The 24,655-nt window shown below is 45.4% G+C and carries 25 protein-coding genes; 21 read left to right on the top strand and 4 right to left on the bottom strand.

What is annotated here, in order from left to right:
- Positions 1-49: 49 nt before the first annotated feature.
- From lrp to ACYJZR_RS10065, 8 genes are all read left to right on the top strand, one after another.
- Complete coding sequence (gene lrp / locus ACYJZR_RS10100; RefSeq protein ID WP_005378234.1) at positions 50-544, top strand: leucine-responsive transcriptional regulator Lrp; 495 nt, start codon at positions 50-52, stop codon at positions 542-544.
- A 152-nt stretch (positions 545-696) separates the two neighbouring features.
- Entirely contained in the window at positions 697-3,783 is a 3,087-nt protein-coding gene (locus ACYJZR_RS10095) for a DNA translocase FtsK (protein ID WP_140071710.1), read from the top strand.
- Between the two features lie 74 nt (positions 3,784-3,857).
- A complete protein-coding gene (lolA, locus tag ACYJZR_RS10090) occupies positions 3,858-4,484 on the top strand; it encodes an outer membrane lipoprotein chaperone LolA (RefSeq protein WP_017448307.1) in 627 nt (208 codons plus the stop codon).
- Between the two features lie 66 nt (positions 4,485-4,550).
- The gene (locus ACYJZR_RS10085; RefSeq protein WP_043043278.1) at positions 4,551-5,840 is read left to right on the top strand and encodes a replication-associated recombination protein A; all 1,290 of its coding nucleotides are present in this window, start codon (positions 4,551-4,553) and stop codon (positions 5,838-5,840) included.
- Positions 5,841-5,931: 91 nt separating this feature from the next.
- Complete coding sequence (gene serS / locus ACYJZR_RS10080; protein WP_005495761.1) at positions 5,932-7,239, top strand: serine--tRNA ligase; 1,308 nt, start codon at positions 5,932-5,934, stop codon at positions 7,237-7,239.
- A gap of 100 nt (positions 7,240-7,339) precedes the next feature.
- Complete coding sequence (locus ACYJZR_RS10075; protein ID WP_228763183.1) at positions 7,340-8,311, top strand: peptidoglycan-binding domain-containing protein; 972 nt, start codon at positions 7,340-7,342, stop codon at positions 8,309-8,311.
- Positions 8,311-9,024, top strand: a complete 714-nt coding sequence (locus ACYJZR_RS10070; protein ID WP_021449298.1) for a hypothetical protein — start codon at positions 8,311-8,313, stop codon at positions 9,022-9,024. The genes ACYJZR_RS10075 and ACYJZR_RS10070 overlap by 1 nt, the downstream gene beginning before the upstream one ends.
- Positions 9,025-9,164: 140 nt before the next feature.
- On the top strand, positions 9,165-9,431 hold the full coding sequence (locus ACYJZR_RS10065; protein ID WP_015296513.1) for a DksA/TraR family C4-type zinc finger protein: 267 nt from the start codon (positions 9,165-9,167) through the stop codon (positions 9,429-9,431).
- A gap of 69 nt (positions 9,432-9,500) precedes the next feature.
- On the opposite strand, the gene bioA is transcribed toward ACYJZR_RS10065, so the two are convergent.
- On the bottom strand, positions 9,501-10,781 hold the full coding sequence (gene bioA / locus ACYJZR_RS10060) for an adenosylmethionine--8-amino-7-oxononanoate transaminase (RefSeq protein ID WP_069487814.1): 1,281 nt from the start codon (positions 10,779-10,781) through the stop codon (positions 9,501-9,503).
- Positions 10,782-10,910: 129 nt separating this feature from the next.
- Here bioA and bioB point away from each other — a divergent pair, with 129 nt between their 5' ends.
- Genes bioB through bioD form a run of 4 tightly spaced genes read left to right on the top strand, consistent with a single transcriptional unit; the run spans position 10,911 to position 14,590 of the window.
- Positions 10,911-11,963, top strand: coding sequence for a biotin synthase BioB (gene bioB, locus ACYJZR_RS10055; RefSeq protein ID WP_005495747.1), 1,053 nt, complete (start codon positions 10,911-10,913; stop codon positions 11,961-11,963).
- The gene (gene bioF / locus ACYJZR_RS10050) at positions 11,950-13,101 is read left to right on the top strand and encodes an 8-amino-7-oxononanoate synthase (protein ID WP_029864853.1); all 1,152 of its coding nucleotides are present in this window, start codon (positions 11,950-11,952) and stop codon (positions 13,099-13,101) included. The genes bioB and bioF overlap by 14 nt, the downstream gene beginning before the upstream one ends.
- Positions 13,101-13,907: a malonyl-ACP O-methyltransferase BioC gene (bioC, locus tag ACYJZR_RS10045; protein ID WP_031851607.1), complete on the top strand. Its 807-nt coding sequence runs from the start codon at positions 13,101-13,103 to the stop codon at positions 13,905-13,907. Before bioF ends, bioC begins: the two co-directional genes overlap by 1 nt.
- Complete coding sequence (gene bioD / locus ACYJZR_RS10040) at positions 13,904-14,590, top strand: dethiobiotin synthase (RefSeq protein ID WP_017448317.1); 687 nt, start codon at positions 13,904-13,906, stop codon at positions 14,588-14,590. The genes bioC and bioD overlap by 4 nt, the downstream gene beginning before the upstream one ends.
- 82 nt (positions 14,591-14,672) lie before the next feature.
- On the opposite strand, the gene ACYJZR_RS10035 is transcribed toward bioD, so the two are convergent.
- A complete protein-coding gene (locus ACYJZR_RS10035) occupies positions 14,673-14,840 on the bottom strand; it encodes a hypothetical protein (protein WP_005459995.1) in 168 nt (55 codons plus the stop codon).
- Positions 14,841-15,197: 357 nt separating this feature from the next.
- Between ACYJZR_RS10035 and htpX the strand changes: the two genes are divergently transcribed.
- From htpX to ACYJZR_RS09990, 9 genes are all read left to right on the top strand, one after another.
- On the top strand, positions 15,198-16,061 hold the full coding sequence (gene htpX / locus ACYJZR_RS10030; protein WP_005459987.1) for a protease HtpX: 864 nt from the start codon (positions 15,198-15,200) through the stop codon (positions 16,059-16,061).
- A gap of 215 nt (positions 16,062-16,276) precedes the next feature.
- Entirely contained in the window at positions 16,277-16,696 is a 420-nt protein-coding gene (locus ACYJZR_RS10025; RefSeq protein ID WP_005495742.1) for a nuclear transport factor 2 family protein, read from the top strand.
- A complete protein-coding gene (locus ACYJZR_RS10020; protein ID WP_021454318.1) occupies positions 16,693-17,418 on the top strand; it encodes an SDR family oxidoreductase in 726 nt (241 codons plus the stop codon). Before ACYJZR_RS10025 ends, ACYJZR_RS10020 begins: the two co-directional genes overlap by 4 nt.
- Before the next feature lie 11 nt (positions 17,419-17,429).
- Positions 17,430-18,722 (top strand): NAD(P)/FAD-dependent oxidoreductase, encoded by a 1,293-nt coding sequence (locus ACYJZR_RS10015; RefSeq protein WP_461715827.1) that lies wholly within the window; start codon positions 17,430-17,432, stop codon positions 18,720-18,722.
- 1 nt (position 18,723) lies between these two features.
- A complete protein-coding gene (locus ACYJZR_RS10010) occupies positions 18,724-19,542 on the top strand; it encodes a DUF1365 domain-containing protein (RefSeq protein WP_024699922.1) in 819 nt (272 codons plus the stop codon).
- Positions 19,536-20,792, top strand: a complete 1,257-nt coding sequence (locus ACYJZR_RS10005) for a class I SAM-dependent methyltransferase (protein WP_461715826.1) — start codon at positions 19,536-19,538, stop codon at positions 20,790-20,792. Before ACYJZR_RS10010 ends, ACYJZR_RS10005 begins: the two co-directional genes overlap by 7 nt.
- Positions 20,793-20,797: 5 nt before the next feature.
- Positions 20,798-21,310: a DUF2878 domain-containing protein gene (locus tag ACYJZR_RS10000; protein ID WP_025540599.1), complete on the top strand. Its 513-nt coding sequence runs from the start codon at positions 20,798-20,800 to the stop codon at positions 21,308-21,310.
- Positions 21,270-21,863 carry a chalcone isomerase family protein gene (locus tag ACYJZR_RS09995; RefSeq protein WP_461715825.1) on the top strand — a complete coding sequence of 198 codons (594 nt, stop codon included), beginning with the start codon at positions 21,270-21,272 and terminating at the stop codon, positions 21,861-21,863. Before ACYJZR_RS10000 ends, ACYJZR_RS09995 begins: the two co-directional genes overlap by 41 nt.
- Positions 21,864-21,907: 44 nt before the next feature.
- Complete coding sequence (locus ACYJZR_RS09990; protein WP_461715872.1) at positions 21,908-22,399, top strand: DUF3833 domain-containing protein; 492 nt, start codon at positions 21,908-21,910, stop codon at positions 22,397-22,399.
- Between the two features lie 126 nt (positions 22,400-22,525).
- Here the strand turns inward: ACYJZR_RS09990 and purB are convergent, their stop codons facing one another.
- Entirely contained in the window at positions 22,526-23,896 is a 1,371-nt protein-coding gene (purB, locus tag ACYJZR_RS09985; protein ID WP_005460028.1) for an adenylosuccinate lyase, read from the bottom strand.
- Positions 23,897-24,037: 141 nt separating this feature from the next.
- Entirely contained in the window at positions 24,038-24,655 is a 618-nt protein-coding gene (gene hflD, locus ACYJZR_RS09980) for a high frequency lysogenization protein HflD (RefSeq protein ID WP_005495726.1), read from the bottom strand.

The raw sequence follows: 24,655 nt of genomic DNA, 5'->3' as shown, positions 1-24,655 counted from the left end.
AAAGTTGTAGTATATTTTTTTGCAAGGAAGTAATAAGGTGGAATAAAAAATGGCAGACAACTATAAAAAGCCGTCCAAGGAACTAGACCGTATCGACCGCAACATTCTTAATGAACTGCAGAAAGACGGTCGTATTTCAAACGTTGAGCTTTCAAAACGTGTAGGACTTTCTCCAACGCCATGTTTGGAGCGTGTGCGTCGCTTAGAGCGTCAAGGCTACATCACAGGATATACTGCGCTACTTAATCCGCAGTTCCTAGATGCATCACTACTGGTATTCGTTGAGATTACGTTAAACCGTGGTGCGCCAGATGTGTTTGAACAGTTTAACTCAGCTGTTCAAAAGCTAGACGACATTCAAGAGTGTCATCTAGTTTCAGGTGACTTTGACTATCTTCTAAAGACCCGTGTATCTGATATGGGTGCTTACCGTCGACTACTTGGCGATACGTTACTACGTCTACCTGGCGTAAATGACACTCGCACCTACGTAGTTATGGAAGAAGTGAAACAATCTAACCAGCTTGTGATTAAAACTCGTTAATTTCTTGCAAAGAAAGCGGTATATGCTTCCGCTTTCGCCATAGAGTAATTGGGTTTTTCTCTTTGATATGGTTAAATCAATTTACCGAGCGGCTTGATGCCGCTCGGAATGTTTTGCAAATTCCTATTTCATTTCCATATTCAAGTTGATTTATGTTCAAAGAGAACGCAAAGAAAGTCGAAACCATCATTAAAACCAGTGAAGAGCCTCAGTCTTCACGCTTAAATGGCTTCCAACGCTTAAAAGAGTGCTGCTTTATCGTTGGCGTTCTTAGCTCGGTATTGCTCGCTGTAGCACTATTTACCTTTAGTCCAGCTGATCCATCTTGGTCCCAAACTGCATGGGGTGGGGAGATCGATAACGCTGGTGGCCTGTTTGGCGCATGGCTTGCCGACACTCTATTTTTCACTTTTGGCTCTCTCGCCTATCCGATTCCTTTCCTACTGGCTGCGGCTGCGTGGGTGATTTGTCGTAAGCGAGGGGAAGATGAGCCAATTGATTTTATGCTGTGGGGAACCCGTTTACTGGGCCTAACCGTTCTTATCATGACCAGTTGCGGCCTTGCCGATATTAACTTCGATGATATTTGGTACTTCTCATCGGGCGGTGTAGTAGGCGATGTTTTATCAAGCCTTGCTTTGCCGACGTTGAATGTACTGGGTACAACACTCGTCCTTCTATTTCTGTGGGGGGCTGGTTTTACTCTGTTTACGGGGATTTCTTGGCTGAACATCGTTGAATGGCTTGGTGACCGCTCGTTAGCGGTATTGGCTGCCATCGCGAATAAGTTCAGAGGTTCAGAACAAGAGACGCTAGAGCCTCAGCTTGATGAGTTTGTTGAGGATAAAGTATCAACAAAACACGTTGAAGACGATCAACAAGACGACGAGACGCTTCCTCACTTAACGGCTTACGAAGTTGAAGAACCAAAAGAGAAAGCGGCAGTACACGAATATCCTATATATATGCCGCAAGCCAAATCAGAAACGTCTGCGGTAAAACCGACGCCAGAGCCCCAACCTCAACGAGTTGCGGCAGTAAATGCGACGCCAACGTATGTTGAACCAGAACCACAACTTAAAGCGGTCAGCACAGATAACGTGGATCCAATGGTTGAGCGTACCAAGCAGCTGAACGTAACCATCGAAGAGTTGGAAGCAGCAGCGCAGCAAGCAGATGATTGGGCGTCAGCAGAACAAACAAGCCAATCTTATGCGGATACAAACGCAGTCTATCAAGAACAGGTGCAAGCCAAGCATGAAGAGGTTGTTGAACACGATACGCCTCAACGAGAATCAAGCTATGAAGAGTATGAACAGTTTGCTGCTCAGCAAGAACAGCAACTCCATGTGGAACCAACGCCACACGAAGAGCCTGTTATTGACACTCGTGCGCTTGATGACATTACCGACCACGCTGAGCCAAGTGAACATATTGAACCAACCATCTCTGATTTTGATGTAGTAGATGAAGAAGAGGCATATGTTGCTCCTCAACCTCAGTCGCGTTCACCAGAGCCTCAACCTATAGTTCAACCACAATCGGTTTCTCGAATTCAACCAGAACAGACACTTGAGCCGAGTGTAGTGTTTGAACCAGCGCCACAAGAAGTTGAGGTTGAGGAAGTGCAAGATGGCGATCAAGATGTTGCCGCATTCCAAAGCATGGTATCCAGCGCGCAAGCAAAAGTTGCCGCGACGCAAAACCCATTCTTGATGAAGCAAGAACAGAATTTACCAGTGCCAGAAGAGCCGCTGCCAACACTTGAATTGCTTTACCATCCGGAAAAACGTGAAAACTTCATCGATCGTGAAGCGCTTGAGCAAGTCGCGCGTTTAGTCGAAAGCAAGCTTGCAGACTACAAAATTAAAGCAGACGTAGTCGGCATTTACCCAGGCCCAGTCATCACTCGATTCGAGCTCGATTTGGCGCCAGGTGTGAAAGTAAGTCGAATTTCTGGTCTGTCTATGGACTTGGCGCGTGCTCTATCTGCGATGGCGGTACGTGTTGTAGAGGTGATTCCAGGCAAACCTTATGTCGGTCTTGAGTTGCCAAACATGAGTCGTCAGACGGTTTATCTGTCAGACGTCATCAGCAGCCCTCAATTTGAGCAAGCTAAATCGCCAACGACGGTGGTACTTGGTCAAGATATCGCGGGTGAAGCTGTCATTGCTGACATCGCTAAAATGCCTCACGTACTTGTTGCGGGTACGACAGGTTCAGGTAAGTCGGTCGGTGTAAACGTCATGATCTTGAGTATGCTCTACAAAGCTTCTCCAGAAGATCTACGCTTCATAATGATCGACCCGAAAATGTTGGAGCTTTCTATTTACGAAGGTATCCCTCATCTTCTTGCCGAAGTTGTTACTGATATGAAAGACGCATCCAATGCTCTACGTTGGTGTGTGGGTGAAATGGAACGCCGTTACAAACTGATGTCGGCACTGGGTGTGCGTAACGTGAAAGGCTTTAACGAGAAGTTGAAGATGGCAGCTGAAGCCGGCCACCCAATTCACGATCCATTCTGGCAAGAAGGCGACAGTATGGATACAGAACCGCCGTTGCTTGAGAAATTGCCATATATCGTCGTTGTTGTTGACGAATTTGCCGACCTTATGATGGTTGTGGGTAAAAAGGTTGAAGAACTGATTGCTCGTTTGGCTCAGAAAGCGCGTGCGGCTGGTATTCACTTGATTCTTGCAACTCAGCGTCCATCGGTTGACGTTATTACCGGTCTGATTAAAGCAAACATTCCAACACGCGTGGCGTTTACTGTATCAACGAAGACGGACTCGCGTACTATCCTTGACCAAGGCGGCGCGGAATCGCTACTTGGTATGGGTGACATGCTGTACTTGCCTCCAGGTTCTAGCCATACGATTCGTGTTCACGGCGCATTTGCGTCGGATGATGATGTACATGCTGTGGTGAACAACTGGAAGGCGCGAGGTAAGCCAAACTACATCGATGAAATCATCAGTGGTGACCAAGGCCCAGAAAGTTTGCTTCCGGGCGAACAAATGGAATCAGATGAAGAGATGGATCCATTGTTTGATCAGGTGGTTGAGCATGTGGTTCAGTCGCGCCGTGGTTCGGTTTCTGGCGTGCAGCGTCGATTCAAAATCGGTTATAACCGTGCCGCACGAATTGTCGAGCAGCTTGAGGCTCAAGGCATCGTGAGTGCGCCGGGTCACAATGGTAACCGTGAAGTCTTGGCTCCTGCGCCACCAAAAGATTAATGAACTTGTTTTACTCACCTTAGTCCAACTGAGGTGAGTAACTTTAGGTCTTTGACCCTCTGATAGGTATCTGAATGAAAAAACGATTTTCAGCGAAACTTTTCTCAGCGCTAGTTTTAAGCATTTCTTTCTTCTCTGTTGCAAATGCAGCCTCTCCAAAAGATGAACTGAACAAACGCCTCGCGATGAATGAGGGCTTCAGTGCCGATTTCTCTCAGCAAGTGATCAGCCCAGAAGGGGAAACGGTCATGGAAGGGGAAGGCTCGGTTGAAATCGCTCGTCCAAGCCTGTTCCGTTGGAGCACGACATTCCCAGATGAGAACTTGTTGGTTTCAGACGGTAAAACTTTGTGGTACTACAGCCCGTTTATTGAGCAAGTTAGCATTTACTGGCAAGAGCAAGCGACCGAGCAAACACCATTTGTGCTCTTAACTCGCAACAGAGCAAGTGATTGGGATAATTATAAGATCTCCCAGAAAGGGAATGAATTTACGCTTATCCCAACCGCAGTAGACTCTACTCAAGGTCAGTTCCAGATCAATATTGACGCGAAAGGCGTAGTGAAAGGCTTTAACGTCATCGAGCAAGATGGTCAGAAAGGGCTCTTTACATTCAGTAATGTTAAGCTTGGCAAACCAAAAGCAGACAGATTTACGTTCACAGTTCCAAAAGGCGTGGAAGTGGACGATCAAAGGAATTAATAGGTAGTGAGTAATTACACATTAGATTTCTCGGGGGACGAAGATTTTCGTCCCCTTGCTGCTCGTATGAGACCGCAAACTATTGAGCAGTACATCGGTCAGCAACACATTCTTGGCCCGGGTAAACCCCTGCGTCGCGCGTTAGAGGCTGGCCATGTCCACTCAATGATCCTTTGGGGGCCTCCTGGTACAGGTAAAACCACGTTAGCGGAAGTCGCTGCTAATTACGCCAATGCGGAAGTTGAACGCGTGTCTGCGGTGACGTCCGGTGTGAAAGAGATTCGTGCTGCAATCGAAAAAGCGCGCGAGAACAAAATGGCGGGTCGCCGCACCATCTTGTTTGTGGATGAGGTTCATCGCTTCAACAAATCGCAACAAGATGCTTTCTTACCACATATTGAAGATGGAACCGTCACGTTTATTGGCGCAACGACAGAGAACCCATCTTTCGAACTGAACAACGCATTGTTGTCTCGTGCTCGAGTCTACAAGCTGACTTCACTGGATAAAGAAGAGATCTCACTCGCACTAAATCAAGCGATTAACGACAAAGAACGTGGGCTGGGCAATACGCCAGCGAACTTTGCTGATAATGTGTTAGACCGTCTAGCCGAGTTGGTGAACGGTGATGCTCGCATGTCTCTTAACTACCTTGAGCTTCTTTACGATATGGCAGAAGAGAATGATCAAGGTGAAAAAGAGATAACACTCAAACTGCTTGCTGAAGTAGCCGGGGAGAAAGTCTCTCGCTTCGATAATAAAGGCGACATTTGGTACGATTTGATCTCCGCTGTGCACAAATCTATTCGTGGATCAAACCCAGATGCCGCTTTGTATTGGGCTGCTCGTATGATAGCTGCAGGTTGTGATCCACTTTACATTGCCCGTCGATTACTTGCGATAGCATCGGAAGATGTCGGCAATGCGGACCCTAGAGCCATGCAAGTTGCACTCTCCGCGTGGGACTGTTTTACACGCGTTGGTCCAGCAGAGGGTGAGCGTGCGATTGCTCAAGCAATTGTTTATCTCGCGTGCGCTCCAAAGAGTAATGCCGTTTATGTTGCTTGGAAACAAGCGCTCACTGACGCACATAACTTGCCTGAATATGAAGTGCCGCATCACTTGCGTAATGCACCCACCAGTCTGATGAAAGACATGGGCTATGGCGCAGAATATCGATATGCTCACGACGAGCCGGGTGCTTATGCTGCGGGTGAGCAATATTTGCCACCAGAAATGGCGGATCGTAAGTACTATCAGCCGACAAATCGCGGCCTAGAAACCAAAATCGGCGAAAAGTTAGATTACTTGGCTAAATTAGACGCAAATAGCCAACAAAAGCGCTATGAAAAGTAGGCGTTTTTGGATACATTTGTTCAGTAAATTTTTTTAACGCGTACGCTTGGAAAGTGCGCGTGATTTCACAACAAAAAGCATAGGATTAACAATGCTGGATTCTAAATTACTTCGTACAGAGCTGGATGAAACAGCTGCTAAACTGGCGCGTCGTGGCTTTAAGCTAGACGTAGAGACTATTCGTAAACTTGAAGAACAACGTAAGTCCATTCAAGTAGAAGTAGAAAATTTACAATCCACGCGTAACTCCATCTCCAAGCAAATTGGCCAAAAAATGGCGGCTGGCGACAAAGAAGGCGCAGAAGAGATCAAGAAACAAATCGGTACTCTAGGTAGCGATCTTGACGCGAAGAAAGTTGAACTTGAGCAAGTAATGGCTCAACTAGACGAATTCACGCTTTCTGTACCAAACATCCCAGCAGATGAAGTGCCAGATGGCAAAGACGAAAATGACAACGTTGAAATCTCTCGTTGGGGTGAGCCTAAGACTTACGACTTCGATTTGAAAGACCACGTTGACCTAGGCGAAATGGGTGGCGGTCTAGACTTCGCAAGTGCAGTTAAGATCACTGGCGCACGTTTCATCGTGATGAAAGGTCAATTTGCTCGTCTACACCGTGCAATTGCTCAGTTCATGCTAGATCTTCATACAGAAGAACATGGCTACACAGAGATGTACGTACCTTACCTAGTGAACTCTGACAGCCTATTCGGTACTGGTCAGCTTCCTAAGTTCGGTAAAGATCTTTTCCACACTGAGCCTCTAGCGGAAAAAGTAAACGACGAAGAGCCACGTAAACTGTCTCTAATCCCTACAGCAGAAGTACCAGTAACGAACCTAGTTCGTGACACTATCACTGACGAAGCGGATCTACCTATCAAGATGACAGCGCACACGCCATGTTTCCGTTCAGAAGCGGGTTCATACGGTCGTGATACTCGTGGTCTGATTCGTATGCACCAGTTCGACAAAGTTGAGCTAGTACAAATCACGAAGCCAGAAGATTCAATGAACGCGCTAGAAGAGCTAACAGGTCACGCTGAGAAAGTTCTACAACTTCTTGAACTTCCTTACCGTAAAGTCGTTCTATGTACAGGCGACATGGGCTTCGGCGCTCGTAAAACTTACGACCTAGAAGTTTGGGTTCCCGCTCAAGAAACTTACCGTGAAATCTCTTCATGTTCTAACATGTGGGACTTCCAAGCTCGTCGTATGCAAGCGCGTTTCCGTCGTAAAGGCGAGAAGAAACCTGAGCTTGTACACACGCTAAACGGTTCTGGTCTAGCAGTTGGTCGTACCATGGTTGCTATCCTAGAAAACAACCAAGAAGCAGACGGTCGCATTGCAATCCCTGCAGTACTTCAGAAGTACATGGGCGGCGCAACGCACATCGGTTAATTCATTAGCCACTAGAACACCAAAACCCAGCCTCAGCGCTGGGTTTTTTGTTATCTGCGTCGAGTGAAAATACGTTGTTATGTAAATGCTGGATGGGGTATTGCATAGTCGTCCTAAATTATTAAAACTGCTTTCTAATGATATTTTTCTAAGCCTTATTGGGCATGACAAGCTCCTCCAAAATGTAAAAGGAGGTACTTTCGTGGTTTCGATAAGATTAAGCGGCTCTGTTGGTTTGGGCGGTAAAAATGTGGATTCTGATATTCGAACGGTGCAAAGGTCTATTAACCAATTGCTCGGTTCTTTAAAGGGAATAAAGGAGCTTAAAGTAGATGGGAAACTGGGCTCTAGACCTGAAAACTCCAAGACTGTCGCCGCAATCAAAGCTTTTCAGAAAAACCTTGTTGGAATAGCTCGTCCAGATGGAAGAATCGATGTGAATGGAAGAAGTCATCGTAAGTTGACACAGGCTATCACGGTTTTGAGCGCGAAGAAGTCTGTGCCTGTTTCATCCTCCCTCAAAATGAAGCTCAAGATTAAATTAGAGCAATATGAGGGAAGAGTTGAGCATATGTATTTGGATACCAGAGGTTATATAACTGTTGGGGTAGGTAATATGTTAAGTGACGTTACCGCAGCAACAAAGCTCCCGTTCGTTCACAGTTCTACAAATGAACCTGCTACTCACGAGCAAATCAAGGAAGAGTTTTTGCGTGTTAAGGCTCGGCCTTTTGGTGAATCCGAGCCTGCTTCAAGGTTTAAGCCCTTTACAGTCCTCAAATTAACTGAAAGTGTGATGAACGAGCAGATAGCGCATCACATACAGTCTTTCGAAAAAGAGCTTAAGGTTATCTATGGAGATGACGCGTTTACATCTTATCCGGACAACGTAAAGCTAGCGCTTTTTGACATGATATTTAATTTAGGTATGCCAAAACTTAAAGATACTTATCCAAAGTTTAATGGGCATATTCGAAACGGAAATTATCAGCAAGCCGCCCTCGAGTCGAAAAGAAATGGTGTACAAGCAGAAAGAAATGCTTATGTAGCAAACTTATTAAGGTCGCATTAATGAAATCACTCTTAATTTTACTAGGTTTATCTTCTTCCAGCTTATTAGCAAAACCAATATCGATAGAGCCTTTCTATAGCCCTTACAACAACTCTGATCGTTTTTTTGTCGAGAAAGTGACCTTCTTAACGCAGGACAATGTCAGAGCTGCTTATGGTGCAGAATGGTATTTTGAGTTCCCACTAAAGTCCCCATCTGAAGAAGTCTCAGTAGCTAAAAGTTGTGCAGAACTCGAGCAAAAAAGCAAAAAAAAATATAGCGCAAAAATGGACTCAGAGTATTCTGCGTTAATGGCAACAAAAGTCTTATGTGAATCTTGGAAAGTGATGGGGGCTCTTAAACCATCTAATACTTCTTACATATCAGACAGCATCATTAGTGAGAGGCTGCCGGATATATCTCCGTCAGAGTTGAGTTTTATAATTTCTGATGAACAATTGAGAAAATCTAAAGAAGCACATCGATGGGCTGATATGGATAGAATCACTAGTTTTGAGCGATTGAATGACTTTCAGGCTGTATTTTACGATAACTCCGATGGTTACCAAAAAGTTACTCTTCTTGCGACCGGAGATTACAATGATGACGGTTTGGAAGATGTAATATTGTTAAAGGAAAACAGTGTGTTAAGCGGAAGCTATGGCTCTACGCATGGGTATGTTCTTTCAAGGCTTCACGAGAATGGGTCATATGAACTAATCAAAGAATGGTAATTGATTTTAAGTTTTCTATTTTTACTTAAATGTAATAGTGTTTTCTAATTCACCCTAATTATCTTGTTATTTGTAATCGATATAATCATCCCCCTTACCACGGTAAGTAGATTTTCTCATTCAAGTAACGAGGAGGGCTTATGGCCGTAGGGTGGGCAAGTGACGATAGCGTTAGCCAACAAATTCAAAATACCATCGACGACGAGATTTCCCGTGTTCGTGGCAATATTAAAGGGGGCGAAAGTGCTCACTATTGTGATGAATGTGGAGACGAGATACCTGAAGCGCGTCGAGTTGCAATGAAAGGTGTTCGTCTTTGTATCGAATGTCAGTCAACAATCGAATTGGTGTCTCAACGCCAAGCATTATTTAATCGACGAGCGAGTAAAGACAGTCAACTTCGATAGCTTTGCTGTTCTTGTAAATAAAGAGACGGTTTGAGTCTCATACTCAAACCGTTTTCGTGTTGAGTTGAACTATGAAGCGAAGCAGTCTTTACGTTGCAATGCTGCATCAATCGCATTAATTAATTTTTCAATATCTTCTGGTTTGCTGATGAATGGCGGCATCATATAAATCAGGTTGCCAAATGGACGAATCCAAACACCGTGCTCAACAAACAGTGCTTGGATGGTTTCCATATTCACTGGGCGATGCGTTTCTACGACGCCAATGGCACCCAACCAACGGGTGTTCTTCACCAAGTCGTATTCTTCAAGTTTTGGCAGTAATTCAAAAAACAGCATTTCGATTTGCTGGGTTTGCTGCTGCCAGTCACCTTGTTCGATCAATTCTAAACTCGCCGTTGCTACAGCGCAGGCGAGGGGATTACCCATAAAGGTTGGTCCGTGCATGAAACAACCTGCGTCACCACCACAAACCGTGTCAGCGACATGTTTACTCGCCAGCGTCGCTGAAAGGGTCATGTAGCCGCCTGTGAGTGCTTTGCCGACGCACAGAATGTCTGGTTGAATATCTGCGTGTTCGCAGGCAAACAATTTGCCAGTGCGTCCAAACCCTGTTGCGATTTCATCCGCAATCAATAACAAGTCATATTTATCACAAAGCCTACGCACGCCTTTGAGAAATTCTGGATGGTAGATACGCATGCCGCCCGCACCTTGAACGATAGGCTCTAGGATCACCGCTGCAAGCTCTTGATGGTGCGAGTCAATCTTGTGTTCAAAGTCAGCAAGGTCTTCTGGCTTCCACTCATCCCAATAACCACAAGTTGGTGACTCCGCAAAGATATGCTCAGGTAAAAAGCCTTTGTAGAGAGAGTGCATTGAGTTATCTGGATCGGTAACCGACATGGCTGCAAAGGTGTCACCGTGATAACCGTGGCGCAAAGTCAGAAACTTCGGTCGGCGTTCTCCCTTCGCATGCCAATATTGCAGAGCCATTTTTAAGCTAACTTCTACGGCAACGGAACCTGAATCGGCAAGGAATACATGCTCAAGGTTATTTGGTGCGAGGGACAGCAACTTCTTACACAAACTAATTGCAGGCTGGTGGGTAATCCCGCCAAACATGACATGTGACACTTGATCGATTTGCTGGTGAGCCGCTTGATTTAGGTGGGGATGGTTATAGCCATGGATAGTCGACCACCAAGAAGACATGCCATCGACAAGCTCTGTCCCATCTTCCAATTTAATGTGTACACCATTTGCTGAGGCCACTGGGTAGCAGGTCAGAGGTGTCAACGTTGAAGTGTAAGGATGCCAGATGTGATGGCGGTCGAAGGCGAGATCCATGTTCTATTCCAATAGTTGTTAAGGTTAAAAAATAAACCAATGTAAACTTTGTTGTTTCTTGTTGTGTTGACAGTTTATCGAGACTAAGTAGACTGTCAACACAACAAAAAAGTGATTAAAGGAATACACGTGGAAGTTCGTCATAACTGGACGCATGCTGAAGTGCGCGATCTCATGGAAAAGCCATTCATGGATCTCCTATTTGAAGCGCAGCTTGTTCATCGTCAATACCAACAAACCAACCATGTTCAAGTAAGCACGCTTCTGTCGATTAAGACGGGTGCTTGTCCAGAAGATTGTAAGTACTGTCCTCAGAGTGCTCGTTACACCACAGACATCGAAAAAGAGCGTCTGATGGAAGTCGAACGTGTACTCGACGCTGCTCAAAAAGCGAAAAATGCAGGTTCGACGCGATTCTGCATGGGCGCAGCGTGGAAGAACCCGAAAGAGCGCGACATGCCGCATTTGACCGATATGATCAAAGGCGTAAAAGACATGGGTTTGGAAACGTGTATGACGTTAGGTATGTTAACGCCAGAGCAGGCGAAGCAGCTGGCAAACGCGGGTCTGGATTACTATAACCACAACCTAGATACGTCGCCTGAGTTCTACGGCAACATCATTACCACTCGTACTTACCAAGACCGTTTGGATACGCTGTCTCACGTTCGTGATGCTGGTATGAAGATTTGTTCTGGCGGTATCATCGGCATGGGTGAAAGTGCCAACGATCGTGCAGGTTTGCTGGTTGAATTGGCGAACCTTCCTACACACCCTGAGAGCGTACCAATCAATATGCTGGTAAAAGTGAAGGGCACACCGCTGGAGACTGTGGACGATGTTGAGCCATTCGACTTTATCCGCCTGATTGCGATCGCACGAATCATGATGCCTCAATCGGCTGTGCGTTTGTCTGCTGGTCGCGAAAACATGAACGAACAGATGCAAGCGCTGTGTTTTATGGCAGGTGCAAACTCAGTATTCTACGGCTGCAAACTTCTAACGACCCCAAACCCCTCTGAAGACAAAGACATGATGCTGTTTAAGAAGCTGGGTATTAACAGCCAAGAAGTGTCTCAAAAACCTGATGAAATCGAAGAAAACGAATTGCTGGATCGCGTGGTAGAGCGCGTTGCTGCACGTCCAACTAAAGACGATCTTTTCTACGATGCCAGCGTTTAAATCTCGAATCGAATCTGCTCTTTCTGCTCGTAAAGCGCAAGGGTTGAATCGTTCAATGAATGTGGTATTTGCCGGAAACCAATCGATTTTAGAACATGATGGCAGACGCTACATCAACTTCTCAAGCAATGATTATTTGGGCTTAGCCAATGACCAAGCGCTTGTACGTGCTTGGCAGCAAGGTCTGAGCGTTTATGGTAGTGGCAGTGGGGCATCACCCATGGTCACTGGCTTCAGTGCTGCGCACAGCAACTTAGAAGCGGCGTTAACTGAATGGTTGGGCTTCGAGAGGGCGGTATTATTTGGTTCTGGTTTCAGTGCTAATCAAGCGTTGCTTTTTACCCTGCTAGAAAAATCAGACGTATTGATTCAAGACCGATTAAACCACGCATCTTTGATGGAAGCAGGCGCACTGTCAACGGCGAAAATGAAGCGTTTTAAGCACAATGACATTAAGCATTTAGAAACGCTGTTTACTAACGAAGGCAATCATCTGGTCGTGACTGAAGGTGTCTTCAGTATGGACGGCGATTGCGCGCCGTTGAAAGACATTGCGGAAGTAGCTCGCTTACGTAATGCATGGTTAGCAGTGGATGACGCTCACGGTATTGGCGTGCTCGGCGAAGCGGGTGGAGGCTCTTGTGAACTTGCTAATGTCAAACCAGAGATTTTGGTCGTGACCTTCGGTAAAGCGTTTGGCATGTCCGGCGCGGCGATTTTGTGTGATCAAGCAACGGGTGACTTTTTGACCCAGTTTGCTCGTCACCATGTGTATTCAACAGCAATGCCACCTGCGCAGGCCTACGCGTTGACACATGCGGTTTCTATGATTCAAGAGCAGTCTTGGCGACGCGAAAAGCTGGTGGAGCTAAATGAGGTTTATCAAACGAATCTAAGCGATCTGGATGGCTTTGTTAAAACAGATACCCCGATCAAGCCATTTGTGATTGGCGAATCAGAACTTGCTTTGCAGGTTGCGAACGCTTGTCGACAAAATGGCATATGGGTCACCGCGATTCGTCCACCAACCGTTCCGAAAGGTACCTCACGCCTTCGTATCACGCTCACTGCGAACCATAGTACAGAACAAGTTAAAACGCTTTCAATCGCATTGAAACAAGCATTAGGAGCGCTGTAATGGATAATGCCGAAAACATGGTGTTGGACAACGTACACCAAGACAAAGAGGCGATTGCTTCGTCTTTTGGCAAAGCGGCTGACACCTATGACAAACATGCTGCATTTCAACGAGATGTTGGCCATCGTTTGTTAGAAAAGCTCCCAAGCGCTCTTACCAACAAGCGCGTTTTGGACTTGGGGTGTGGAACCGGATATTTTTCTCAGCTATTGCTAGAGCGAGGCGCAAGCGTTGTTTGTGCCGATCTTTCGCAAGGAATGTTGGACAAAGCGCGCGAGCGTTGTGGTGACCATAATGTTCGTTATGTGGTAGCAGACGCGGAAAGCTTGCCATTCGAGGATGCTAGTTTTGACTATGTGTTTTCAAGTCTCGCGCTACAGTGGTGTGTCGATTTAAGTTATCCGTTGAGAGAAATTCGCCGAATATTAGCTGCTAATGGGAAAGGGTGTTTCTCAACACTAGTTGATGGCTCGCTATGCGAACTGCGCGATTCGTGGGCAAAAATTGACACATATCAACACGTGAATAACTTTATTACTCTCAATCAGGTAAAAATTGCGTTAGCGCAATCTCGATGCCATAACCATCATCTAGACTCGACCACCATCACAGTTTGGTACGACTCAGCATTTTCTGTTATGCGTGATCTCAAAGGTATTGGTGCAAATCACGTAAGCGGGCGCTCACATGGTCTAACAAGTCGTCGTACTTTGTTGCAAGTCGAGCGCGCGTACCAAGCATTCAAAAACGATCAAGGTCTTCTACCTGCAACTTATCAGGTTTGTTTTGGAGTCATACATTTATGATTGATGCATTTTTTATTGCTGGTACGGATACTGATGTAGGCAAAACGGTGGCGTCGAAAGCCGTCTTGCAAGCACTCGCAGCAAAAGGACTAAATACCATTGGCTACAAACCAGTGGCTGCAGGAAGCGAAAAAACAGAGCAAGGTTGGCGCAATTCAGATGCACTGCACTTGCAAAAAGCCGCAACCTTAGAAGTGGCTTATGAAGATGTGAACCCATACGCTTTGGAATTACCAGCTTCTCCTCACATCGCAGCTAAGCACGAGCAGGTTGAAATCGAATACGATTTGCTGAGTGAAAAGCTCGCTCAACATAGAGAGCAAGCCGATGTTGTACTGGTAGAAGGTGCTGGTGGTTGGCGTGTTCCTGTGTCAGACACAGACAGCTTGTCTACTTGGGTACAGCAAGAGCAGCTACCAGTGGTACTTGTCGTGGGTATTAAACTGGGTTGTTTGAGCCACGCTTTATTAACGGCAGAAATCATCAAAGCAGATGGTCTAAACCTAGTGGGTTGGATTGCGAACCGAGTTAACCCAGGCACAGAGCATTACGCGGACATTATTGAAATGCTTGAATCGCGCATCGATGCACCGAAGTTAGGCGAGATCCCTTACATTCCAAGTGCGAAGCGCAAAGAGTTGGGTAAATACATTAACGTTGAGCCATTACTGAACATCGATTAAGAGCATTTCTTGTAAACGTACTCAAAACCAAAGGGCTGCAATTTGCAGCCCTTTCTATTGGTGTAGCTTAATAAGATTACTGCTACTTTTCTTGGCTAAGTCCCATCAGCGCTTGCTGTGTCTCAGCAACACGTTTAGACAAGTGATGATCGGTTGAAATACCGAGTTGCTGTTTGGCCTCATCCTCTGAGATCCCTAGGTGACAACGTAGTAAATCGATAGCCATTTGATAGTCGTTAGTTTCTACCATGATATTTCCCTCAAGACATGGAAGTTTCGAGCTTCAATAACGCTCTTAGAGCGTGCTCTGTTTTGTTCATCTCGCTTGAATCTAGCATGTTCATTTGTCATCACAATAAGACCAAAGTCTATACTTAGCCTAAGGTGCTGTTTTTAGGTTGGTAACTTGTTTATGATTTTTCAGTCTCGAAAACAAATGTTGCAATTTATTGCTTAACCTTGTTTTTATCGCGGATAGACTATATCTATAACGCAACGGAGCACGAAACTAAGTGGAATCGGCTTTTATAGCGTTTGATTTCCCTTAAAAGATGTTCCATATAACAATCCGTTTTAAAAAAACGATAAGCTTCCTCGGAGAAAAGTAATGAAGCGAATTATGTTATTCCTAGCAACTAACCTAGCTGTTGTGCTGGTTCTTAGTGTTGTTCTGAATATTGTTTACGCGACCACTGGAATGCAACCAGGCAGTCTGTCTGGTTTACTTGTCATGGCAGCCGTATTTGGCTTTGGTGGCGCATTGATTTCGTTAATGATGTCAAAGGGCATGGCACTACGCTCAGTTGGCGGCATGGTTATTGAAAGCCCACGTAACGAAACAGAGCATTGGTTGCTTGAGACGGTAGGCCGTCAAGCGCAACAAGCGGGCATTGGTATGCCAACAGTAGCGATTTATGATTCTGCAGACATCAACGCATTCGCGACAGGGGCTAAGCGTGATGATTCACTGGTTGCTGTATCGACTGGTCTTCTACACAACATGACGCGTGATGAAGCTGAAGCTGTTCTGGCGCACGAAGTGAGCCACATTGCGAATGGTGACATGGTCACGATGACGCTAATGCAAGGTGTTGTGAACACGTTTGTTATCTTCCTATCGCGTTTTATCGCCAATATCGTGGCATCGAACGACGATGAAGAAGGACAAGGCACGAACATGATGGTGTACTTTGGTGTGTCTATGGTGTTGGAACTTGTCTTTGGTTTCTTGGCAAGCTTCATCACTATGTGGTACAGCCGTCACCGTGAATTCCATGCCGATGCAGGTGCAGCGCGTTTAGTAGGTAAAGAGAAAATGATTGCTGCTCTTGAGCGTTTGAAGATGAGCCAAGAATCGAAACTCGATGGCACAATGATGGCGTTCGGTATCAACGGTAAGCAGTCTCTAACAGAGCTACTGATGAGCCACCCACCACTAGATAAACGTATTGCGGCGCTACGTAACCAGTAATACGACTTACATAGTTTTTTGAAAAGGCTTGGTTTTTACCAAGCCTTTTTTTTTGCCTGATGATCGCTCACCAATTTGATTACGTACTACTTTCTAAAAATCAAAGCGCAGAAACAAAGTTATACAAGTTTTTTTTTGTACAACTTTTTCTAATTGGTCTATCTTGTACATATAATATTTTTGTACAACCTTCAGTGACGTTTGGGAGCGAAAGAATGGACATACAGTCGGTTGGAGACATTTACCAGAAGCTTAACAAAGCGAACCTGCATCTTCTGAAAGACGTTTATCACCAAGATGTGGTGTTTGAAGATTCGGCTCATCGCTTAGAAGGACTGCCTGCTCTTTCTGATTATTTCCAGTCATTGTACGCGAATGTGATTCGCTGTGATTTCATCATCCATGATCATCAGCAGGTTGGGGACACGGGTTTCCTGACTTGGACTATGGATCTTCAACATCCGAAATTACACAAAGGGGCTCCAATCGCTGTGAGCGGTGTTTCCCACATGAAGTTCTCCGATGGTCAAGTCATTTATCACCGAGATTACTTTGATTTGGGTGAAATGCTTTATGAGCATTTGCCTTTGCTTGGCTCTGTCATCAAAACCATTAAGCAAAGGTTGGGGCGATGAATAGTGTCGTTTTAATTACGGGGGCGACCTCCGGGATAGGTAAACAGCTGGCTGTCGATTTTGCTGAGTCTGGTTGGCGTGTCATCGCATGTGGACGCAATGAAGCTGTACTTGCCGAGCTAGCGGCAACTTCTTCATCTATTGAAACGCTGAAGTTTGATGTAACCGATTATGAGGAGACGAAGCGAGTACTGTCTTCGCTTAAGACGATTCCGGATACATGGATCTTCAACGCGGGTGATTGCGAATACATGGATGATGGCATTGTAGATGCGCAACTTATGGCGCGCGTGATGAATGTTAATGTCGTAGGTGTAGCTAACTGTATAGAAGCTTGCCAACCGTATTTTCAGCGAGGGCACCGCGTTGTCATTGTTGGCTCCATTGCCTCCGAAGTCGCGCTGCCAAGAGCGGAAGCGTACGGCGCGTCAAAAGCGGCAGTGAGCTACTTTGCACGCACGCTCGCTGTGGATCTTAAGAAGAAAGGCATCAAAGTGATTACTGTGTTTCCTGGGTTTGTTGAAACGCCCCTAACGGATAAAAACACCTTTGAGATGCCTATGATCATTTCAACCAAGCAAGCGTCTCAATTATTGAGAAGGCAGCTGGCGGCGAATAAAAGCCACATTTATTTTCCGGCGAGATTTACAGGCATTCTCCGCTTTATCTCGTTGCTTCCATACAGTTGGCAAGCAAGGCTGACGGCTAAACTCGTATCTTAAAAGGAAGAAGCATGAAAATCGCTATTGTAGGCACTGGAATTTCTGGACTGACATGTGGGTACTATCTGCACCAACACCACGATATCACTTTGTTCGAAGCCAACGATTATATTGGTGGCCATACGGCGACGGTTGATGTACGTGTCGGGGATGAGGATTATGCGATTGATACAGGGTTCATTGTATACAACGACCGTACATATCCAAATTTTATCAAAATGATGAATAAAATTGGCGTGGAAGGTATTCCGACGCAAATGAGTTTCAGCGTGAGAAACGATGGCAATGGTTTGGAATATAATGGCCACACATTAACAACATTGTTCGCACAAAAGCGAAATTGGCTTAATCCAAAATTCTATCGCTTTATTCTTGAGATTTTACGCTTCAATAAACTAGCAAAAGCGTCTGCTACTGAGCAAATATCGAGTTCTCAAACGCTGGGTGCATTTTTGGATGAGCACCAGTTTAGTGATTTCTTTTCTGACAACTATATTCTGCCAATGGGCGCGGCGATTTGGTCATCTTCCCTCGCTGATATGCGTGCATTTCCATTGATGTTCTTCTTACGCTTTTTCCTCAATCACGGTTTGTTAGACGTGACGAATCGTCCGCAATGGTATGTTATCAAGGGTGGTTCACGTGCTTATATTTCACCTTTAACGCAAGGGTTTGCAGACAAGATTCGACTGAATAGTCCGGTTGAAAAAGTTGTTCGCAGTGAACAAGGCGTAGCGATTTATGCAAATGGACAGTGTGAGTGGTTTGATGAAGTCATTTTTGCTTGTCATAGCGACCAGGCATTAGCGATGCTCAGTGATGCCTCGTCATGTGAAAACGATATTTTGTCTAATATGGCTTACCAAGCAAATGATGTGGTTCTTCACACTGACACGAGTGTATTACCGAAACGAAAATCTGCATGGGCATCGTGGAACTATTTGCTGGAAGGAGGCGAAGAGGAGTTGCAACGATTGCCGTCCCTAACGTACAACATGAATATTTTGCAGCATGTCGACTCTTCACACACATTCTGCGTCACCTTAAACCGTACTGAAGATATCGACGAGAACAAGATTCTGCGTCAGTTCACCTACCATCACCCTGTCTTTACGATGGAGTCTATCGCTGCACAGCAACGCAAAGAAGAAATACAAGGAGCTCAACATACGTGGTTTTGTGGCGCTTATTGGTACAACGGATTCCATGAAGATGGAGTGCGCAGTGCTTTGGATGTTGTGAAAGGAATTGCCGCTAAACATAACGAGCAAAACGACACACTTTATGAACAAGGTGCTGCGTAATATGAGTATCCCTTCTCACAGCCAGTTATTTATAGGCAATGTAAGGCATCGTCGTTTCACGCCCGTTAAGCACGAGCTGAATTATTCAATGTTTATGCCAGCGATTGATTTGGATGAAATTGGCGTACTTGAGAAAAAAGTTTGGGGCTTTGGGACACGCTGGTGGCATTGGGCTCGATTCAAACGTGATGATTACCTCGGTGAAGGGAGTTTGAAAAAAGCGGTGCAAGACAAAGTCGCAGAACTTACGGGCGTACGTTGCAGCGGCAAAGTACTGGCTGTCTGTCATTTGCGTTATCTCGGGCTCTATTTTAGTCCAGTGAATTTTTACTACCTGTATGACCAAAAAGGTGAATGGCAATATCTTCTCGCTGAAGTCAGCAATACACCTTGGAATGAGCGCCATTATTACGCGATAGCGGCTGACCCAAAGGATGAAGATTTTGGTTGGGAGCAAGACAAAGCATTCCACGTGTCACCGTTCAACCCGATAGACCAATTGTACCGCTGGAAAATAAAACCGCTTACAGACAAGTTAAATATCCATCTTGAATGCCATAAAGGTGAAAAACACTTCGACGCCACAATGGTCATGAAAGCACAGCCATTTTCCAGCGGTTCTTTATTGAAGTGCTTGTTCGGAACACCAATTCAAACAGTAAAAGTGATGGTTGGAATCTACTGGCATGCGTTGAAGTTATGGATTAAAGGTGCGCCGTTTTATTCCCACCCTAAATATTTGGCGTCCAATGAACGTCAAGCCTCTAGCGACAAATCAGATAAGAAAAATAATAAGCACAAGGAGAATTCTGCATGTTAAATACGACTTCTATAACATTGCCGCGCAAACTGACGACGACTCAGAAAGCGGCTCGCGGAGTTATTTTTCAGAGTCTGCAAAAGATGGAAATGGGTTGCTTAACCATTATCGAATCGTTTCATACTGAGACAAAGGAGCGCAGTGAACGTTTTACTGCGCCAAACGGAGAATACAGTGGCCAAGCTGTCGTTGCGACTATTGAGGTTAAGCACCCAGGTTTTTACTCCAGAATATTACAAGGCGGTAGCATCGCTGCTGGTGAGGCGTACATGGATGGCTGGTGGGACAGCCCAGATTTAACGGCATTGATGAAGCTGATGGCGCTCAATATGCGGGCCCTTGATAAGCTTGAGGAGCAGGGTAGTTGGCTTACCAAGTTACTTTACAAGTTTAGCCATTGGACGAATCGAAACTCGCAAGAAAACTCTCGGAAGAACATCCATGCTCATTACGATTTAGGCAATGATTTGTATGAAGCTTTTTTAGATACCAACATGCTGTACTCATCAGCGCTTTACCACACAAGTGCCGACTCCTTAGAGCAAGCTCAAATCAATAAAATGGAACGCTTGTGCCAGCAGTTGGATCTTCAATCTACCGACCATGTGATTGAGATTGGCACAGGGTGGGGTGCGATGGCGATATACATGGCTGAGCAATACGGTTGCCGCGTGACAACAACGACCATTTCGGAAGAGCAGCATGAGTATGCTCGACAGCAAATCGTACAACGAGGTTTAGTCGATCGAATTACTTTACTTAGAGAAGACTACCGTAACCTTACTGGGGCGTACGACAAATTGGTTTCTATCGAGATGATTGAAGCCGTGGGGAAACAGTTTTTAGCTTCCTACATCAAAAAATGCGAGTCATTATTAAAGCCTAGCGGCCTGATGGCTATCCAAGCGATTACGATTGCGGACCAGCGCTACGACTATTACAGCAACAATGTCGATTTTATTCAGAAATACATTTTCCCTGGTGGTTTCTTGCCGTCGGTGACGTCTTTGACACAAGCGGCTACTAAGCACAGTGATTTGGTGGTTCGTGATTTGTTTGACATCGGCCTAGACTACGCAAAAACACTGAATGAGTGGCATCGCCGTTTTAACCGCGCAGAGGATGCTGTGCGAGGGTTTGGGTACGATGACCGGTTTGTCCGCATGTGGCGTTATTACCTTAGTTATTGTGAAGGCGGTTTTCTTGCACGTACGATCAGCGCCGTTCACATGACTTTCCAGCGCCCATAACAATTATGAGAGTGTTGATTGCGTCCACTTGGTTTCAACTGTGCTGGTTTATTGCTGTGCTTGGTACGTTTGAGTGGCAATGGTTGATGATGATACTGGCGTTGGCGACCTTGGTGTATTCCATTCTGACGGAATTCCACTCGGTGAAAGCGATCTCCTTTGTCACCTTTTTCGGGCTAGTTCTCGATACGCTAAATCAACACTTTTCGCTTTTGGTTTTCCCTACCCCTTGGCTCCCTGTGTGGTTGATTGGTCTATGGGTATTGTTTGCATGGTATGCCTACCAACTGAAAGTGCTTTTGCACCGCTTCGCCAAAATCTACGTATCAATATTAGGTGGGCTTGGAGGAATGCTCAGCTACTTCGCTGGCTACAAGCTTCAAGCGGTAGAGTTTGGATTTGATACAAGTATTACGTTACTGGCCTTGTTTGTGGAATGGTTGGTGTTAATGCTGGTGATTCTCAAGGTGTATGACAATGGCAAGCTTAAAGAGAAAACTCGTAAGGGGTATGGGTAGCAATATCTTGTTTGTGTTTGCAATGGGCGCAATACCTTCGCAGGCACAAGATATAGGAAGTACTGACAAACTGAATGTAGAAAACTGGCAGGAATGGGAAACAGTAGGCGAAGCGCAGCTAACTTGGTTTGTGTTTGATATTTATCGATCTCGCCTAAAAGCACCCAATGGACAATACCTTGTTTCTACGGATGTTTCTCCGCATCCATTTGCTTTAGAGATCAACTATCAACGAGACATAAGCAAGCAGCAGTTGCTTGAGGTGACGGAGGAACAGTGGCAAAAACTGGGCTTCCCTAAGTCAAGCCGCCAACAATGGATTACCCAATTGAGCTTTATCTTCCCAAGTATCAAAAATGGCGATGAACTGACCTACGTCACTGATGGAGATAAGGGACAGATCATCTATCGCCAAGCAGGAACTAAAACGCAAAAAATGGTTGGCGAAATAACGGACGAACGTATGAATGATGCATTCCTGTCCATTTGGTTGTCACCAAAAACGGAATTTCCAAAGCTGCGTAAACAACTTATAGGACAAGTCAGACCGTGAACATCTTTAAAACATTATTGCGATACTTTGCTGTGTGCGTTGCTATGACGTTGACTGCTTGCTCGGCGGATATAGACAATTACCAAGCATCTACGCCGCCATTTAATTTATTTGAATATTTTGGTGGCAATGTGAAGGCATGGGGAATGGTGCAAGATTATTCCGAGAAACAAACACGCCGCTTTGAGGTTGATATTGTCGGTACGATAACGGGTGATGAATTGGTTCTTGTTGAGGACTTTGTTTTTGACGATGGTGAAACCGACCAGCGTGTTTGGACTATTTCTCGAGCAGAGGATGGCAGGTATACAGGTAAAGCAGATGACATTATTGGTTTCGCAAACGGAAAAGATCAGGGTAACGCTCTGCAATGGCAATATGACTTTGAGTTAAAAATGGACGACTCGACAGTGACCGTTGCCTTTGATGATTGGCTTTACCGACAAGATGACAAACACGTATTCAACCTGACCAAAATTAAAAAGTTTGGCGTGGAGGTGGGGACAATAACCTTGTTCTTTCAAAAACAACCCTAAATCCGCGATGCTCAACACGTATTGGGCGAAAATACTCTATTTGAATGCCTCGGTTGGTAAGCTTCCAAACAAAAAGGTTGACGCTTTCACGTCAACCTTTTTAGTTTTTCGCTCATTATTGAGAGATTACAGCTTGTCAGTTAGCTCGATTGCTTGACCGATATAGTTCGCTGGCGTCATCTCTTTTAGACGTGCTTTTTCGTGTTCAGGAAGCTCAAGGCCGTCAATGAAGTTACGCATTGCTTCACCGTCTACGCGCTTACCGCGAGTTAGCTCTTTCAACTTCTCATATGGCTTCTCGATACCGTAGCGACGCATTACCGTTTGTACTGGCTCTGCTAGAACTTCCCAGTTTTTGTCTAGTTCAGCAAGAAGCGCGTCACGGTTCACTTCCAGTTTGCTGATGCCTTTTAGCGTAGAAGTGTAGGCGATGATTGCGTAGCCAACACCAACACCTAGGTTACGTAGAACCGTTGAGTCAGTTAGGTCACGTTGCCAACGAGAGATAGGCAGTTTCTGTGCTAGGTGACCGAACACGGCGTTCGCAAGACCTAGATTACCTTCAGAGTTTTCAAAGTCGATTGGGTTAACTTTGTGTGGCATTGTCGAAGAACCGATCTCGCCAGCAATGGTTTTTTGCTTGAAGTGGCCTAGTGCAATGTAACCCCAAACGTCACGGTCGAAATCGATCAGAATAGTGTTGAAACGTGCCACAGCATCGAACAGCTCAGCGATGTAATCGTGTGGTTCGATTTGGGTTGTGTATGGGTTCCAAGTTACGCCTAGAGATTCAGTGATGAATTCTTCAGAGAACTTGTGCCAATCTAGTTCCGGGTAAGCAGATAGGTGCGCGTTGTAGTTACCTACCGCGCCGTTGATTTTCGCTAGGATTTCAACGTTTTCGATTTGCTTGTATTGACGCTCCATACGGTACGCCACGTTTGCCATTTCTTTACCCATTGTTGATGGAGAAGCTGGCTGACCGTGTGTACGAGATAGAAGAGGGATGTCGCGGTACTCAACAGCAAGTGCTTTGATAGCGTCAATAAGGTTGCGGATTTCTGGAAGAATCACGGTTTCACGCGCTTCTTTTAGCATTAGAGCGTGTGATGTGTTGTTGATGTCTTCAGAAGTACATGCAAAGTGGAAGAACTCGTTTACTGCGTGCAGTTCAGGAACGTCTGCGACTTTCTCTTTTAGGAAGTACTCAACCGCTTTTACGTCGTGGTTAGTTGTGCGCTCGATCTCTTTGATACGTAGTGCGTCTGCTTCAGAGAAGTTTGCAGCAAGGTCGTCTAGGAATTGGTTTGCTTCTGCGCTAAACGCTGGCACTTCTGCAATTTCAGCAGTAGCAGCAAGCTTTTGTAGCCAGCGGATTTCAACGATAGTACGGTATTTTAAAAGACCGTATTCACTGAAGATTTCGCGTAACGCAATTGTCTTGCTTCCGTAGCGGCCGTCTACTGGTGAAACAGCAGTCAATGCTGACAGTTCCATGATGTTCTCCTGAATTGGGTTTCTAAATTTCGTGAGCTTTATACCAATAACTGTGGCAATTGTCACGAATATTGCGCAAACGTTTGCGCGAGATTTGTTTTAGTCAAAAAAATTAGCTCGCGATGAACGCGAGCTATGGAATTACATTCTGGCTAACAGGATTTGAGCCTGTTCAACCATCTTCTTGCGTCCGAAGATTAAGTGGCGACGTTTGCCACCCACTTGACGCCAGAGTACTGCGCTACGGATGCCTGATAACAACAAAGCTCGAACTTTGTGTTGGTTGGCGGTTTGCTGCAATACCGATGGTGTGCCAGCTACTTGAATACGAGGGCCGATTGGGCTCACTACATCAAGATAAATGCTTGCTAGGTTGCTGATCATTTGATCTTCTAGCAATTCAAAGTGTTCTGTTTGGCGTTTCGCCATTTGGATGCGATCACCAAGCTGAGACATGGCATCAGTGCGTGCGGTTAGTTTACGCTCTAATGCCATTAGGCTAATGATGTATCGGGTGATTTCACTGCCAGATGGGGTGCTATCAATCCCTTTCACCAAACACTCAAGGCCAAGTTTTAGGTCGGCTTCGCGACCGAATACGCCAATAGTATTGGCTGGGTTTGTGTTCAAAATGGCGTTCATGGATGTTTCAAAAGCATCTTGATCACAATGTCCGTTTCTCGCAACTTGTTGAACCAAAGCAACAGCTTGGCAAATACCAGCGAAAGCGATAGTACGGTCATAAAGTGTATTCGCCAC

This window comes from Vibrio sp. RC2502 (genome assembly GCF_054850435.1).
The sequence above is the reverse complement of the archived record's forward strand: the minus strand, read 5'-3'. Positions and strand labels throughout refer to the sequence as shown.